We start from the raw sequence: 14,774 nt of genomic DNA on the forward strand, positions 1-14,774 counted from the left end.
ATGCAATTACTGACCACCTTGAACAATCCGCGAGCAGCACAAGCTTTTATCGATTATATGGCCGCTCATAAAATCGAGATTCAAATGATGCCGGATGCCAGTGGTCAGTTCTGCTTATGGGTGTTGCATGATCAAGATATCGAGAGCGCTCAAGCTGAACTACAAGCATTTTTGCAAAACCCTTACCATGAAAAATATCAAGCGGCTTCGTGGGAAATTGCTGATCAAAAACGCCCTCAATTTCATTACGCCTCTCCCAACTTACTCAGCCTCATCAAAGCCAAAGCAGGCGTATTCACGCTACTGATTATGGCGTTGTGTATCATCATTTTTGCTCTGCAAACCTTCGGGGCTGGAGAAGCTATTTTTTCCGCCTTACATTTTCCCGCTCAGGCAAGCCAACAATGGCAAGTCTGGCGCTGGGTAAGCCACGCTTTACTGCATTTTTCCGTCATGCATATCGCCTTTAACTTACTCTGGTGGTGGCAGTTTGGCGGTGATCTTGAACAGCGCCTCGGCAGTGTCACGCTGATTAAGCTGTTTCTCGTTTCTGCCATTCTTTCCGGTGCAGGGCAGTATTGGGTAGAAGGTGCTAATTTCGGTGGTTTGTCTGGCGTAGTTTACGCTTTAGCGGGATATTTATGGATTATTGGCCAACGAGCGCCACAGCTTGGCTTGTCGCTCCCGAGATCATTAATGGGTTTTATGTTGATTTGGTTAGTGCTGGGTTATGTACAACCGTTTATGGCCATTGCCAACACCGCGCATTTAGCGGGTTTAATCAGTGGTGTCGTGTTGGCGTGGATAGATAGCAAACGCTATCAGCAAGCGTAATTCCCGCCCTTCGCACCAGAGTAAAAAAGCGGCTGAAGCCGCTTTTTTACTCTTTAATCGATGAAGAAAAAACCAAACTATTGGTAGATATACTTGGTAAACAGTAAATCGGCGATCACTGTGCGGCCTACCTCAGGCAACAAGATATTATTGAGACGATTCACTAACGATTTACGTAGATCCTCACGCCCAGCCAGGGATTTGATGGTATCTTCGGTTTGTTTGCCCAGTAGCTCAACCACCGCATCGCGGATCAAAGGCTGATGCTGCTCGACAATTGGTAAATCCGCCGCGTTGGCAACCATAATATCGATGCGCACTTGGATATAACCGAGCTTATTACCTTTGGTAAAAAAGTTGGTAGTGAGATCAGGCTCTAAAGTGAAATAAGCCAGTTGGGGCGCAGCGGGTGGATCTTCGGCATAGCTAGCAAAGGAAAGCATGACGCTCAAAGCGAGCATTATTTGGACGACGTAACGTTTTAGCATATTTCTGTCTGCACTTTATTCTGTTCGCAATACTCGAACCGTCGGAGTCTTGTTACAATAGAGCATCCATTTGGTAAATAAAATGCTTTCCGCGTTCGAACTTTTGGGTTTGGAATCAAAATCTGAGCTTTATTGTATACCCAAACTACTTGGCGTTGCAGGTAAGAAGGATAATCGGGTAAAGCGTCAAATTGAATAATAGTATGAATCAATTAACTTCGCTCTATTTAGCTGCGCTCTATCAGGTGGTTTGGCAACAACCTGATGAGATTGAGTATCCAGATCCTCTAGCCAAACAGTGGCTACTTGAACAAGGTTCTTTATCACGACGGATGGCCACACATTGTGAGCATCTCAGCGTGGATTTACTGAGTAATCAAATCATGCCGGCAGAATCATTGAATCACGATGAAGCCCTGTTACTCACTGCAGAAGACTACCTTCTGCGCCAAGTCATTATTTGTGGCGACCAACAACCTTGGGTATTTGGCCATACCTTGATCCCGCGCTCATCGATGCATAATCAACAGTTTGATTTAGCCCAACAAGGAAAAATTCCACTAGGCTTAACCGTATTTAGTGCGGATAATGTCAAGCGAGATGCTCTGCAAGTAGGCTGGGTTGAAACTGACTTTGGGCGGCTATTAGCACGTCGCTCGCGTCTCTGGATGAACCACAAGCCCATGTTAGTCACAGAGTTGTTTCTCGCCACATCCCCGATTTACTCTAAGGAGAGAGTGTAAATGACCGCTGTAAAAGCGCGCGCTTACTGGCAACTGATGCGCATGGATCGCCCGATTGGCTCCCTACTCTTACTTTGGCCTACTCTGTGGGCGCTGCTTTTGGCCGCACAAGGCTTGCCGGATCTCCGCGTCTTAGTGGTGTTTGTATTAGGCGTGTTTTTGATGCGCTCGGCAGGTTGTGTCATCAACGATTACGCCGATCGCCATGTCGATGGCCACGTGAAACGCACGAGCCAACGTCCATTGCCCGCAGGGTTAGTTTCAGCCAAAGAAGCGTTACTGCTATTTGCCCTTCTTGCTGTCAGCTCGTTCTTACTCGTGTTGACCATGAATACCCTAACTATCCAGCTCTCTGTTATCGGCATTCTGTTAGCCTTTATTTATCCGTTTATGAAGCGCTTCACTCACCTGCCTCAACTGGTGCTTGGCCTCGCGTTCAGTTGGTCGATTCCTATGGCTTGGTCAGCGCAAGCCAATGCACTACCGCCACAAGTCTGGGTGCTGTTTTTGATTAATGCGTTGTGGACGATTGCTTACGACACTCAATACGCAATGGTCGACCGAGATGATGATGTGAAGATTGGCATCAAATCGACTGCGATCTTATTTGGGCGCTGGGATAAACGCATCATTGGTTTGCTGCAACTGGCGACACTGGGCTTACTGGTTGCTTTAGGCCAAGGTTTAGCGCTTGGCACAAGCTACTACTGGGGTCTGCTGGTCGCAGCCGGACTGTTTGCCTATCAGCAACATTTGATCCGTTATCGTGAGCGTATGCCTTGTTTTCAGGCGTTTTTGAATAACAACTATGTGGGGATGGCCATCACCGCAGGCATCCTGCTCAGCGTCTTGTGATCCCAGCTTAAGGCAAAAGAAAAGGCATCCGTAGGATGCCTTTTTCATTCAGTTCGATTGGCTAGAGCACTTTCGATTGGCTAGAGCACTATCGCTACGCGTCAACCTGACACAGGCTTTCTTGAATCGTCATGCGCACTTCTGGGTAGATCAGCGCATAAAGCTGACGAGACAGCGGCTTCGCCGTTTCTAATACGCAGCGACCCTGCTCATCGAGATATCCCTGCTCTTGCAACGTCACGAACAGCGAAGCAAATACCCCTTTGTCAAAGAACTCAGGCGCATTAATCCCATGCAAACGACCAAGGCGCTGCGCGACTTCCTGACTCTTCTCTTCCAGCTCCGTTTTACCCAAATGTGGGCAGCTCACCAGAAGGTTCAAAGCAATCGCATAACGTTGCAGGGTTTCCGAGATAATGCGCCCCAACAACATCAGCACTTGGGTTTGCGCTTGATTCAAGGTGATCGTTTTACCTTCCACCGTGACCAAATCTTGGCGCGCTAGCTCCGCCACATAGCGCAGCACCAGATCATTAAGCTCCTCTTCCTCAAAACGCAAAAACAGCTCTTGTTTCAGGAAAGGATAAATTTGCGCGACCGTCGCTTGGACTTTGTCCAGTGATACGCTTTGCTGACGGATGAGTAGCTGCGCGATCAATGATGGTAACGCCAGCAAGTGAATGATGTTGTTGCGATAGTAAGTCATCAGGATCGATTGGTTGCGATCCAGCGAAATAATGTCGCCCATGGTATCGGTTTCGACTACAAATTTATCCAGCGACTCCGCATGTTCTACCAGCTTTTCTGCACCCTCACTTGGCAGCGTTGAAGTGGCAGAATACGGCACATTGCGCAGCAGTGATAAGTAGCAATCCACTTGCTTAATTAGGTTGTCACGCGCTAAGGCACGCTGGCGTGAAGCAAGCAGAGCGGTTGCGCACAGGGTCATCGCATTCACGGCCGCAGCATCGTTAATGTGCGTCATCATGCGTGTCGCGAGCTTATTCACCGTCGGCGTCATCCATTGCGGTTTGCTGGCGCCCATTGGGTCAATATCTTGCGTCCATTGCGGTACGGTTTCGTTTAGAAACTGGTTGAGTGGGATCGGCTCACCGAAGTTCACGTAACCTTGGCCAAAATTGCGCAGCTTACGCAGTGTGCGCAGCACTAAACCAGCGTTCTCTTTCTCTTTCCGTTTGCCGCGTAACTCTTTGGCGTAAGTACCCACTTCCATCACATGCTCATAGCCGATGTAGACAGGCACTAACGTGACGGGGCGATTCAAACCACGCAACATGGCTTGAATGGTCATCGCCAGCATGCCGGTTTTAGCAGGTAATAGACGACCGGTACGCGAGCGGCCACCTTCGCTGAAGTATTCCACCGAATACCCTTTCGCAAACAGCTCCGCGAGATATTCACGGAAAATCGTTGAGTAAAGAGGCGCACCTTTAAAGCTACGACGAATGAAAAACGCACCGCCGCGGCGGAAAATCGGCCCGGCAGGGAAAAAGTTCAAGTTAATCCCGGCAGCAATATGCGGCGGTACCATGCCTTCATGATAAAGCACATAAGAAAGCAGCAAGTAATCCATATGGCTACGGTGACAAGGCACGTAGACAATCTCATGGCCATCTTGCGCCAAGCGACGTACCGTCGCGGCGTTATTGATGTTCAAACCTTGATAGATGCGGTTCCACAGCCAACCCAAGATACGATCGCCTTTTTTCACCAGCGAATAGGAAAAATCCGCCGCGATTTCATCTAGGATGTCGTGCGCTTCTTTGCGCGCTTTTTCGAGTGGGATCTGTTTGGATTTCGCTTCATCCGCAATCGCTTTTTCAATCGCGGGAGAGTTCATTAAACGAGCAAACAGTTGTGCACGCTGCGGCAAATTAGGGCCAGACGCAGCCAGCTTTTGTCGTGAGAAGTGAATGCGTGCTACACGAGCCAATTTGTGCGCAATCGAGGCATCTGTACCGTGGGTGTCCGCCATGTAACGCATCGAAACCACTGGGCTAAAACGCACCAAGCAGTCACGGCCAGCAACCAGTACCGCAATCGCCTTTTCCGGACCATTCAACGCTTGCAAATAGGGTCGTTCTTGCCCTTCTTTACCCGGCTTACGTCCCCACAGTACGGTCGCTGGGATCACCTGCACATCCAACTCACTGTCGAGCTTATGTTCGGTCAGCAGCTCAGAAAACAGCGCAATAGAATCATTCGGAACATGCTGATCGTTACTCAGCAACGTTGGGCGTGAGGCAATAAATACATAGCGTTGGAAAGCTTTTCCATTCACTACCAGCGGTTCTAAAGGGTCAGGCAGGCCGACCTCTTTGGCATGCGTTTGCAACGTTAGCAAATCAACGTTGGATCGAAACGGTAAGGCGTAAATTACCGGTTTTTGCGTGTCGATATCCAGATCTTGGATTGGATTAGACGGAATCGCCGTCCCTTTCACCAGCACCGACATCGGCAACTTCAGTAGTGAACGGGATAATAGGTGTCCTGAAGACATAGAGTTCAAAGCCTCAAGATTCTTGAAATAAGCGCGACAGTACTTCTGCTTTCACAGCTCGCTGTGAGAGTTCACCATCGTGCGGTATTGTTTTTTTGCGCGCCAAGAATACCAGAAACTGGTCAAACCTTTTAATTTTATTGCTTACATCCGCAGCATTTCTGATCTTGATGAAGGAAGAAAACCACTGCTCACAGAGCCGCTAATGGATACACCATCCGGTGGTTCACTTCACAATCACACAAAAAACAAGCAATTGGCTTTGCAATTCTCTTGGCACTGGATATACTCACAGTCAACTGTATAAAAAGACAGGTGACTCATGAAGCCGTTAACTCCACGCCAACAAGAAGTGTTTGATCTGATCAGAAGTAAGATCGATGAAACCGGAATGCCCCCAACCCGCGCCGAAATTGCCAAAGAGCTGGGTTTTCGTTCGGCCAATGCGGCTGAAGAACACCTCAAAGCGCTAGCTCGTAAACAAGTGATTGAGATGGTACCCGGCGCCTCACGTGGGATCCGCATCCTCGTCGATAATGCTGCAAACGAAGAAGAAGCCGAAACCGGCTTACCTTTGATTGGCCGCGTTGCCGCAGGTGAACCGATTCTCGCCCAAGAACATGTAGAGGCGCATTACCAAGTCGATCCAAGCATGTTCCGCCCGCAAGCCGATTTTCTGCTGCGTGTACATGGTGAGAGCATGAAAAACATCGGTATCCTCGATGGTGATTTACTTGCCGTGCACAAAACACAAGACGTACGCAACGGCCAAGTGGTGGTGGCGCGCGTAGAAGATGACGTCACGGTAAAACGCCTTGAGCGCAAAGGTTCCAAAGTTTTCCTGCATGCGGAGAATGAAGAGTTTGCGCCAATCGAAGTCGATTTAGCCGCGCAATCACTCACCATTGAAGGCATTGCAGTCGGCGTCATTCGCAACAGCACTTGGATGTAAGGATTGTTGAGATAAATTCTCAACAACTTGCCTTCTTATTTGAGATTCATTATCATCTTCCTATCCCAGTATAGGAAGATGAGCATGCGCCACTCAGATTCACCCACTTCAACCCCATACCAAGTTCCTGCGAATTTGGTTCAGCCACTTTGGTTGCGCAGCCGAGAAAGCTTGGTCGATAATGGCTTGGTGTATGATCCGATTGCCGCTAATGCTTGCCGTCACTGTGCGTTAGCGCAAGACTGCCTGACGGGCGATATCGCTCAAAAGCAGTTACTGCATGTCACACTCACTCAGCTTTGTGACCAACAAGTTCACCATTTTCTCGATAACCATCCTGATGGCTGGATCATTAATGTCGGCGCAGGCCTCGACACCCGTTTTTATCGAGTAGATAACGGCCGCTGCCACTGGATTGAGTGGGATATCACTGAAAACCTGTTATGGCGTGAGAAGCTATTTCACCGTAGTGAGCGCTATCAACTGGTGTGTGGTGATGTGATGCAACCACAAGGGCTCGCGGAACTGCCCATCCCTGAATTTGCTCCGGTTTTGTTAGTGTGCGAACACGCTCTACTCGATTGTGATGCACAACAAGTGGCGCGTTTCGTGCGCTCTATCGGATTACATTTTGCCAAAGCCAGCGCCTGCCTTGTGGTGGCGGGAGATAAAACCTCCAGCTATCTAGGCCAAAAACTGGGCTGTGAAGCTTATGCCCACGGGTTTACCTGCGCAGGTGATGCCATCATCAATTGCTTGCCGTGGGCGAAATCAGTACGCACTTTCTCACCACTGGATCGCCATTGTGATCGCTGGAAATTTTGGCAACGCGCGATTGCACGCTCTGGCATTTACAAAACACGCTTAACTCCTGTTGTTGTTAACCTAGATTGGTAACCCGCCATCTCGGTCATGTCATAGCCCAACCATCTGCACTCAGTTACACTAACCGCAAGTCGTTCTTGAGGTTTTCTGTGTGTCACTGATTTTGCAAACGTTGAAACAACCGAGCGTGCATCGCCAAGTCTTGGTGCTCGCACTGCCTATGGTGCTATCGAACATTACTGTACCGCTACTTGGCTTAGTCGATGCCGCAGTGATCGGTCATCTCGAACACGCTTGGTATCTCGGCGGCGTGGCGCTCGGTAGCACTATGATTAGTGTGACGTTCTGGCTGCTCGGCTTTTTACGTATGTCGACCACAGGCTTAACCGCCCAAGCGCACGGCGCGCAAAATCCACAGCAGCTTGGTCGAGTTTTACTGCAAGGCAGCGTCATTGCTCTTGGTTTAGCCGCGCTGTTTTTGCTGTTTCACCGCCCTGTCGCCGAACTGATTTTTCACTTCAGCGATGCCAGTAGCGAAGTCAAAATCTACGCGCACGCCTATTTCTCTATTCGTGCGTGGAGCGCCCCAGCCGCACTCCTTAACTTTGTGCTATTGGGCTGGTTACTGGGTACGCAAAATGCCCGCGCCCCAATGTGGATGGTGATCATCACCAACCTCACCAATATTGGGCTCGATCTGCTGTTGGTACTCGGACTGGGGCTGAAAGTCGAAGGAGCCGCCATTGCATCGGTTATCGCCGATTATGCCGGACTCTTGTTTGGTCTCCTGTGTGTGGTGCGTTACTGGCGGCAGCATCAGCTCCCAGCCCCTTTCTCTTTCATTCCTTCTATCACCAAAGAGCTTTCCCGTTTAGTGGCGCTCAATCGTGACATCTTCCTACGCTCACTCTGCCTACAAGCCGTGTTTAGCTTTATGACCTTCCAAGGTGCAGCACTAGGGGATGAAACCGTAGCAGCGAATGCAGTATTGATGAGCTTTTTGATGATGATTTCCTACGGCATGGATGGATTTGCCTACGCGATGGAAGCCATGGTCGGTAAAGCAATTGGTGCCAAGGATGATCGCCAACTGCGTACCTCCATGATTGGCAGTACCTTTTGGGCTACCATGATCTGTTTGCTGTTAAGCCTGATCTTCTTAGGTTTTGGATCGGATCTGATCCAGATGATCACTAACATTCCGAGCGTTCAAGCAACGGCGGAACATTATCTGCCTTGGCTCGTCGCCATGCCATTAATCGCCGTGTGGTGTTTTCTATTGGATGGTGTGTTTATCGGCGCGACCAAAGGCAAAGAGATGCGAAATAGCATGGCTATTTCGGCCGTCGCCTTCTTTGCCATTTACGGGTTCATGACCCACTACGGTAATCACGCCCTGTGGCTAGCCATGCTCAGCTTTATGGCACTGCGCGGTTTTACCTTAGGGGCTACCTTTTATACTCAATGGCGCGCGGGGACTTTTTTACCGGCTCGCTTTTCCATTTAAACCACCTCCGATCGTTTAAGTAGCAGCTGTTTAGATATCGCCATCCCGAAACATAGCAAAGCCCGCTGGCAGGTAAAACACCGAGCCAGCAGGCGCTTACCTCAACTAATCAAAAGGCTGAGGCTTAGGTGTATTGTCGTTGGATGGCGGTAAAATGGGTAAAGCAAAGCTTGGTTGCTCTCCTGTTAAGGTATGCAAGAAAGCCACTATCTTACCGTTTTCATCATCGGTAAATTTACGCCCTAGCTGTAAACGCCCCATGATATCCACTGCGTCTTTAAGCGTGGCCGCTTCTCCGTCATGGAAGTAGGGATACGTTAACGCCACATTGCGCAGTGTCGGGACTTTAAATTTAAAGCGATCGGCGTCAGCGCCGGTTACCGCACTGAGTCCTTCGACTTTATTGTTGGTTTGATACGGTTCAATCAAACCCATTTTTTGGAACGAATTGCCACCTAACGCACTGCCGTTATGACAAGCCACGCAGCCCGAGTTTTTAAACAACTCATAGCCTGCCAGCTCTTGAGCCGTTATCGCGCTATCATCCCCCATTAACCATTGGTCAAAACGTGAGTATGGGGTCACTAAGGTCTTTTCAAACTCCGCAATCGCTTCGGTCACTTGATCGATATCGAGGGTTGGCTTACCAAACACTAGGCGAAACTCACTCACGTAAGCTGGGATTGATTGCAACACATCAATGGCTAACGTATGCGTAAAAGCCATTTCACCCGGATTGGCAATCGGCCCACCTGCCTGCTCTTTCAGATCGGCCGCTCGACCATCCCAAAATTGGGCGATATTCAAACTGGAATTGAGCACAGTCGGTGAGTTGATTGGACCTTGTTGCCAGTTATGACCGATGGACGTTTTTAAGTTATCACTGCCGCCCATGCTCAAGTTATGGCATGAGTTACACGAGATAAACCCTGATTTGGATAAGCGCGGATCAAAGTACAGTTTTTTACCCAACTCGGCTTTTCCAATGTGGATTTCCTGCGCAGGTAAAATGGGGGAAACGGGTTCGCTTCTTGGCGATGCCGCAAAAGCATACCCAGCGAAGGAGAGGGATATCGCTAAGCTCAGCGAGGTAAGAACGACTTTCATAATGGCTTCCTTGTTTTATGTTATTGGTTTTATTGTGGCTTTACGTTGCTGACATGTGTTACGGCTCCTGATGTGCAACTGAATCTATGCTCTAAGCGTTTACGAATCGCTTTAAATTAGAGCCTGCTTATATGAATAGTAGAAATTCGCCGCGGTGCGAACACTAACCAAGATAGATTTGCTTTAAATCAAAGATGGCGATGACAACATCATCAAAAAGCGAAGTCAGTCAAACTTTGTGCTATTCCAAAAACAAAGGGCACCGATAAGGTACCCTTCTTGACTTTACGCAGCGCTCAAAGCACGGCTCTTTATTCTTCTTCCTCTTGTCCTTCATCGGCTTCGTCACGGGTATAAAAACGGGCGAAGAACAAGCCGACTTCAAACAACAAGCACATAGGAATCGCGAGTAGCGTTTGCGAAATCATATCCGGTGGGGTTAGCAGCATGCCGACCACAAATGCCCCAACGATAATGTAGGGGCGCTTTTCCGATAGGCTTTTAGGCGTGGTTGCACCCGTCCAGCACAGCAGAATGATCGCCACCGGCACTTCAAACGCGATACCAAACGCTAAAAACAGCGCCAGTACAAAATCGAGATAACTCGCGATATCGGTCGCGAATTCCACACCACCGAGTGAAATCGCGGTGAAAAATCCAAACACCAGCGGAAACACCACAAAATAGGCAAAGGCGACACCGCAGTAAAACAGCAGCGAGCTAGAGACCAACAACGGGAAGATTAAACGCCGTTCGTGCTTGTATAAGCCAGGCGCTACAAACGCCCACACCTGATACAAAATGAAAGGCACCGCTAGGAATACCGCGGCAATCAACGTCAGTTTTAAAGGCGTGAAAAATGGCGATGCTACATCAGTAGCAATCATGGTTGCTCCTGCTGGGAGCCGATCCACTAAGGGTTTTGAGACAAACTCGTAAATCTCATTCGAGAAATAGATCAGGCCAATAAACACCACGATGACCGCAGCCACCGCTTTGAGTAGGCGATTACGCAGCTCTAATAAATGGCTGATCAAAGGTTGGGTCTGTTCAACGGAAGACATGCAAACCTCATGTGACAGATCAAAAAAGAGTTATCACATCAGCGTTAAAGCCTGGATAACTCTTTGGAAAGATAGCTTAGTCGGCCTTTTTTTCAGCCGGTTGCGGTGCACTATCGAGGCGCACATCGGGCTCAGTAGCAGAACTGTTGTCGCCACTGGTAGAGCTAGATGTAGCTTCGCTGCTAGGTGTTGCCGCGTAAGGACGCTGCACTTCCTGCGCGGCTTGCTTGAGTGATTCCACCGATTTTTGCAGTTCTGGTGATAAGTTTTGCATCCCCATCTGCTCAGCTTTACGCAGGTTTTCTTGCAACTCCTGCACTTTCAACTCATGCGCTAACTCATCCTTCACGCTATTCGCCATGCTTTTCGCTGCAGAGACAAACTTTGCCACGCTACGAATTGCATGCGGTAATCGCTCAGGACCTAGCACCACCAGCGCCACAATAGCGATCAATACCAGTTCCCAAAAACCGATATCAAACACGATTTAAGCCTGCTCTTTGTCTTTTTTCACTTCAGCAGTCGCATTGGTTTTTGACTGCTCAAGATTTTTGGTTTCGAAATCAGCATCTTTCTGATTTGCTGTGGTGTTTGGTTCTTCTTCCGACATGGCTTTCTTGAAGCCTTTTACCGCGCTACCCAAGTCACCACCGATACCACGTAGTTTCTTAGTGCCAAACAGCAATACCACGATAACTGCAATAATAAGAAGTTGCCAAATACTGATACCACCCATCTCTTTTACCTCGGGTTATGTGTGAACAAATCTTCGAACTTATCGACGCAACAAGGCGCTTACTGGCGATAAGCTCGCCAACTCAATAGCCAACATAACACGCCAATGGTCGCGCTACCGATCGCTAAAGGTTCTAATTGGTTGGAGATCCATATCGCCGAGCATACGACTAATGTGGCTCCAACACCAAACAAAAACTTTCCCGTCCCTTGTTGGCGTTTGGATTGGCGATAACCTTGATAAAGATTATCTAAACGCTGATTCAAGTTACGACCTTGCTTTAAGCTGTCATATAACAATTCTGGCAGCTCAGGCATTTTTTCAAACCATAAGGGCGCACGCTCTTTCAATGCATGCAAGAAAGCTTGTGGCCCCACTTGGTTAGCCATCCACTTTTCTAAAAACGGTTTGGCGGTTTGCCATAAATCGAGTTGTGGGTAGAGCTGACGCCCCAAGCCTTCGACATACAGCAGTGTTTTTTGCAGCAAAACTAACTGCGGCTGCACTTCCATATTGAAGCGTCGCGCGGTGTTAAACAGATTCAGTAACACGTGACCAAATGAAATCTCACACAGCGGTTTGGCGAAAATCGGCTCACACACCATGCGGATCGCCACTTCAAACTCATCAACATTGGTATCCAGTGGTACCCAACCGGAATCGACGTGCAGTTGCGCTACGCGGCGATAGTCACGATTGAAGAAGGCGAGGAAGTTTTCGGCCAGATAGCGCTTATCTTCGCTATTCAGTGTCCCGACTATGCCGCAGTCCAAACCAATCCATTGCGGGTTTTCAGGATGGTTAGGATTGACGAACACGTTACCCGGATGCATATCCGCATGGAAGAAACTGTCGCGAAACACTTGGGTGAAAAACACACTCACGCCACGTTCCGCCAGTAACTTCATATTGGTGCCGTTGGCATGAAGTCCTGCCAAGTCAGAAACTTGGATGCCGTATATTCGCTCAGAAACCATGACAGTTTCATTACAGAAATCAGTTAACACCTCAGGGACATACAACTCTTCGCTGTTTTCGAAGTTGCGGCGCAGCTGAATGGCATTGGCCGCTTCACGGCGCAAGTCCAACTCATCGAGCAAGGTTTTCTCGTATTCGCGTACCACTTCCACCGGTTTTAAACGGCGTGCTTCCGGCAGCGCTTTAGCCACAATGCGTGCCACGCGATACATCAGCTTAATGTCAGCATCAATCTGCGGACGAATATCCGGACGAATCACTTTCAGCACCACATCACGACCATTACTCTTGAGCTTGGCAGTGTGTACTTGGGCAATCGACGCGGAAGCTAACGGTTTGATGTCGAAATCATCGAACCAAGTTTCCAGCGGTGCGCCGAGTTCTTTTTCAATCAATTGCTTGGCTTGTAGGCCATCAAACGGAGCGACTTTATCTTGCAACATCGCCAAGGGATCGGCGATGTGCGGCGGAAATAGGTCACGGCGAGTCGACATCATCTGCCCAAACTTGATCCACACCGGGCCAAGTTCTTGCAGTGCCAAACGTAAGCGCTCACCTAACTGCTTGTCGGTGTGTTGATTGCGCAGCCAGAACAGAGATTTGCGCGCAAGCAGAGGCGCTCGGGTCAGATGATGATCAGGCAGCAACTCATCCAAGCCATATTCGAGTTGAACTTTAACTATGCGGTATAAACGTTTCAGCTCTGCAGGTTTCATGCTTTTTCCAATAGCTGGCTAAGACGCACTTCTAAGCGCGCAGCCTGACTTTTCACTTCATCCACTTGATCGCAGAAATAAGCAATTTCCAATGGCGGTGGCGCGATACGCCACTCTTCGGTCAGAACCTGCGCCAAGTGGTCTTGATGCTTATGCGCTTGCTGTTTTAAAGCGCCGGCGATGCTTTTCACACCATGCACGACACTGTGTGCCACCACATCACCGGTGATACGCGATAACCACTCTTCCACATCCGGTTTGCAATCGGTCATCAGCTCAGCAAACTTCTGCGCCAGTTGGATATCGCCTTCCAGTTCCAGCTTATCTTGCTTGATAAGACGAGTGATGTTGGCCTGTTCACGCAACTGAGGAAGAATCGAGAGGTTTAGTGCCAGATAGCAATCCGGTTGGCCTTCAAAACCCGTCATCACATCGATGCGCTGACTAAAAACAAACGTTAGAGATTGATTTAATTCACGCAGATGTAGCGAAATCACTTTGCCTTTCAGGCGCAGCAGTTTGCGGCCTAAAGCCGGATCATCATTAATGAGCGTGTTGAGCGTGGTTTCAATTACCGCAGTCAGCAGAGGAGACAATGGCATGGTTGCAAGCAATGACATAGCAGCCCTTAAAATTTGTAACCACGATGCAGCGCCACAATGCCGCCGGTCAGGTTGTAATAAGTGGTTTGTTCAAAGCCTGCGTCTTCCATCATGCCTTTCAGTGTCTCTTGATCCGGATGCATGCGGATCGACTCAGCGAGATAGCGATAGCTGTCTGCATCATTGGCGATCAGCTGCCCCATCTTAGGCAGAATGTGGAATGAGTAGGTATCGTAGAGTTTCGACAGCGGATCGAGGATCGGCTTAGAAAACTCCAGCACCAACAAACGGCCACCGGGTTTCAGTACACGGAACATCGAACGCAGCGCTTTATCTTTGTCAGTCACGTTACGCAGACAGAAACTGATGGTGATGCAGTCAAAATAGTTGTCTGGAAAAGGTAACTCTTCCGCGTTGGCTTGTACGTAATGCACATTGCCGACCACACCAATGTCGCGCAGTTTATCGCGGCCAACATTGAGCATAGAGTTATTGATATCCGCCAAAATAACATGGCCTTTGTCGCCAACGATGCGCGAAAACTTGGCGGTTAAATCACCCGTGCCACCACCCAAATCGAGGATACGTTGTCCCGGACGTGCGCCAGAACAATCAATAGTAAAGCGCTTCCATAAACGGTGAATGCCGCCTGACATCAAGTCATTCATGATGTCGTATTTGGCCGCCACAGAGTGAAACACTTGCGCGACTTTATGTACTTTTTCATCTTTACGTACGGTTTCAAACCCAAAGTGGGTCGTTTCCTGATTGTCTGTTGCCGAATTTGCTAGCACGTTGGTGTCCGTCATTATTTTTCCTCTTTGGCCGTCATCACTGCGGCGACTG

At 49.0% G+C, this 14,774-nt stretch carries 15 protein-coding genes; 6 read left to right on the forward strand and 9 right to left on the reverse strand.

Annotation, left to right across the window (positions count from 1 at the left end; genetic code table 11):
* On the forward strand, positions 1-834 hold the full coding sequence (glpG, locus tag MKA69_RS04105) for a rhomboid family intramembrane serine protease GlpG (protein ID WP_055033087.1): 834 nt from the start codon (positions 1-3) through the stop codon (positions 832-834).
* A 77-nt stretch (positions 835-911) separates the two neighbouring features.
* Here glpG and MKA69_RS04110 read toward each other — a convergent pair whose 3' ends face one another.
* Positions 912-1,322 (reverse strand): flagellar basal body-associated protein FliL, encoded by a 411-nt coding sequence (locus MKA69_RS04110; RefSeq protein WP_032469687.1) that lies wholly within the window; start codon positions 1,320-1,322, stop codon positions 912-914.
* A gap of 203 nt (positions 1,323-1,525) precedes the next feature.
* On the opposite strand from MKA69_RS04110, the gene MKA69_RS04115 reads away from it, so the two are divergent.
* Together MKA69_RS04115 and ubiA are read left to right on the forward strand one after the other, a co-directional pair.
* Positions 1,526-2,065: a chorismate lyase gene (locus MKA69_RS04115; RefSeq protein ID WP_305847545.1), complete on the forward strand. Its 540-nt coding sequence runs from the start codon at positions 1,526-1,528 to the stop codon at positions 2,063-2,065.
* Positions 2,066-2,920, forward strand: a complete 855-nt coding sequence (gene ubiA, locus MKA69_RS04120) for a 4-hydroxybenzoate octaprenyltransferase (protein WP_305847546.1) — start codon at positions 2,066-2,068, stop codon at positions 2,918-2,920.
* 94 nt (positions 2,921-3,014) lie between these two features.
* Here the strand turns inward: ubiA and plsB are convergent, their stop codons facing one another.
* Positions 3,015-5,441, reverse strand: coding sequence for a glycerol-3-phosphate 1-O-acyltransferase PlsB (gene plsB / locus MKA69_RS04125; RefSeq protein WP_305847547.1), 2,427 nt, complete (start codon positions 5,439-5,441; stop codon positions 3,015-3,017).
* 322 nt (positions 5,442-5,763) lie between these two features.
* Between plsB and lexA the strand changes: the two genes are divergently transcribed.
* The 3 genes from lexA to dinF all read left to right on the forward strand — a co-directional run bounded on the left by lexA (position 5,764) and on the right by dinF (position 8,725).
* Positions 5,764-6,393 carry a transcriptional repressor LexA gene (gene lexA, locus MKA69_RS04130; RefSeq protein WP_000803696.1) on the forward strand — a complete coding sequence of 210 codons (630 nt, stop codon included), beginning with the start codon at positions 5,764-5,766 and terminating at the stop codon, positions 6,391-6,393.
* Between the two features lie 84 nt (positions 6,394-6,477).
* Positions 6,478-7,290 carry a class I SAM-dependent methyltransferase gene (locus MKA69_RS04135; RefSeq protein WP_032472916.1) on the forward strand — a complete coding sequence of 271 codons (813 nt, stop codon included), beginning with the start codon at positions 6,478-6,480 and terminating at the stop codon, positions 7,288-7,290.
* A gap of 79 nt (positions 7,291-7,369) precedes the next feature.
* Positions 7,370-8,725 carry an MATE family efflux transporter DinF gene (dinF, locus tag MKA69_RS04140; RefSeq protein ID WP_305847548.1) on the forward strand — a complete coding sequence of 452 codons (1,356 nt, stop codon included), beginning with the start codon at positions 7,370-7,372 and terminating at the stop codon, positions 8,723-8,725.
* Positions 8,726-8,830: 105 nt separating this feature from the next.
* On the opposite strand, the gene MKA69_RS04145 is transcribed toward dinF, so the two are convergent.
* The 7 genes from MKA69_RS04145 to ubiE form a co-directional block, all read right to left on the reverse strand.
* A complete protein-coding gene (locus MKA69_RS04145; RefSeq protein ID WP_000869717.1) occupies positions 8,831-9,832 on the reverse strand; it encodes a cytochrome-c peroxidase in 1,002 nt (333 codons plus the stop codon).
* Between the two features lie 311 nt (positions 9,833-10,143).
* Positions 10,144-10,896 carry a twin-arginine translocase subunit TatC gene (tatC, locus tag MKA69_RS04150; protein WP_019828626.1) on the reverse strand — a complete coding sequence of 251 codons (753 nt, stop codon included), beginning with the start codon at positions 10,894-10,896 and terminating at the stop codon, positions 10,144-10,146.
* A 76-nt stretch (positions 10,897-10,972) separates the two neighbouring features.
* Complete coding sequence (gene tatB / locus MKA69_RS04155) at positions 10,973-11,380, reverse strand: Sec-independent protein translocase protein TatB (protein WP_000459625.1); 408 nt, start codon at positions 11,378-11,380, stop codon at positions 10,973-10,975.
* 3 nt (positions 11,381-11,383) lie between these two features.
* On the reverse strand, positions 11,384-11,632 hold the full coding sequence (gene tatA, locus MKA69_RS04160) for a Sec-independent protein translocase subunit TatA (RefSeq protein ID WP_000508968.1): 249 nt from the start codon (positions 11,630-11,632) through the stop codon (positions 11,384-11,386).
* 59 nt (positions 11,633-11,691) lie between these two features.
* Positions 11,692-13,326, reverse strand: a complete 1,635-nt coding sequence (gene ubiB / locus MKA69_RS04165) for a ubiquinone biosynthesis regulatory protein kinase UbiB (protein ID WP_305847549.1) — start codon at positions 13,324-13,326, stop codon at positions 11,692-11,694.
* Positions 13,323-13,928, reverse strand: coding sequence for an SCP2 domain-containing protein (locus MKA69_RS04170; RefSeq protein ID WP_025987768.1), 606 nt, complete (start codon positions 13,926-13,928; stop codon positions 13,323-13,325). The genes ubiB and MKA69_RS04170 overlap by 4 nt, the downstream gene beginning before the upstream one ends.
* A 26-nt stretch (positions 13,929-13,954) precedes the next feature.
* Positions 13,955-14,737, reverse strand: coding sequence for a bifunctional demethylmenaquinone methyltransferase/2-methoxy-6-polyprenyl-1,4-benzoquinol methylase UbiE (ubiE, locus tag MKA69_RS04175; protein WP_000132701.1), 783 nt, complete (start codon positions 14,735-14,737; stop codon positions 13,955-13,957).
* Between the last annotated feature and the right edge of the window lie 37 nt (positions 14,738-14,774).

This window comes from Vibrio sp. AH4, from assembly GCF_030710545.1.
GTDB classification, from domain to species: domain Bacteria; phylum Pseudomonadota; class Gammaproteobacteria; order Enterobacterales; family Vibrionaceae; genus Vibrio; species Vibrio metoecus.

Bases quoted from the DNA above. Each gene is read 5' to 3' on its own strand.
- tatA (WP_000508968.1), bottom strand. From the start codon at position 11,632: ATGGGTGGTATCAGTATTTGGCAACTTCTTATTATTGCAGTTATCGTG.
- MKA69_RS04115 (WP_305847545.1), top strand. From the start codon at position 1,526: ATGAATCAATTAACTTCGCTCTATTTAGCTGCGCTCTATCAGGTGGTT.
- ubiA (WP_305847546.1), top strand. From the start codon at position 2,066: ATGACCGCTGTAAAAGCGCGCGCTTACTGGCAACTGATGCGCATGGAT.
- MKA69_RS04135 (WP_032472916.1), top strand. From the start codon at position 6,478: ATGCGCCACTCAGATTCACCCACTTCAACCCCATACCAAGTTCCTGCG.
- glpG (WP_055033087.1), top strand. From the start codon at position 1: ATGCAATTACTGACCACCTTGAACAATCCGCGAGCAGCACAAGCTTTT.
- lexA (WP_000803696.1), top strand. From the start codon at position 5,764: ATGAAGCCGTTAACTCCACGCCAACAAGAAGTGTTTGATCTGATCAGA.
- MKA69_RS04110 (WP_032469687.1), bottom strand. From the start codon at position 1,322: ATGCTAAAACGTTACGTCGTCCAAATAATGCTCGCTTTGAGCGTCATG.
- MKA69_RS04145 (WP_000869717.1), bottom strand. From the start codon at position 9,832: ATGAAAGTCGTTCTTACCTCGCTGAGCTTAGCGATATCCCTCTCCTTC.
- ubiE (WP_000132701.1), bottom strand. From the start codon at position 14,737: ATGACGGACACCAACGTGCTAGCAAATTCGGCAACAGACAATCAGGAA.
- ubiB (WP_305847549.1), bottom strand. From the start codon at position 13,326: ATGAAACCTGCAGAGCTGAAACGTTTATACCGCATAGTTAAAGTTCAA.
- plsB (WP_305847547.1), bottom strand. From the start codon at position 5,441: ATGTCTTCAGGACACCTATTATCCCGTTCACTACTGAAGTTGCCGATG.
- tatC (WP_019828626.1), bottom strand. From the start codon at position 10,896: ATGTCTTCCGTTGAACAGACCCAACCTTTGATCAGCCATTTATTAGAG.
- MKA69_RS04170 (WP_025987768.1), bottom strand. From the start codon at position 13,928: ATGCCATTGTCTCCTCTGCTGACTGCGGTAATTGAAACCACGCTCAAC.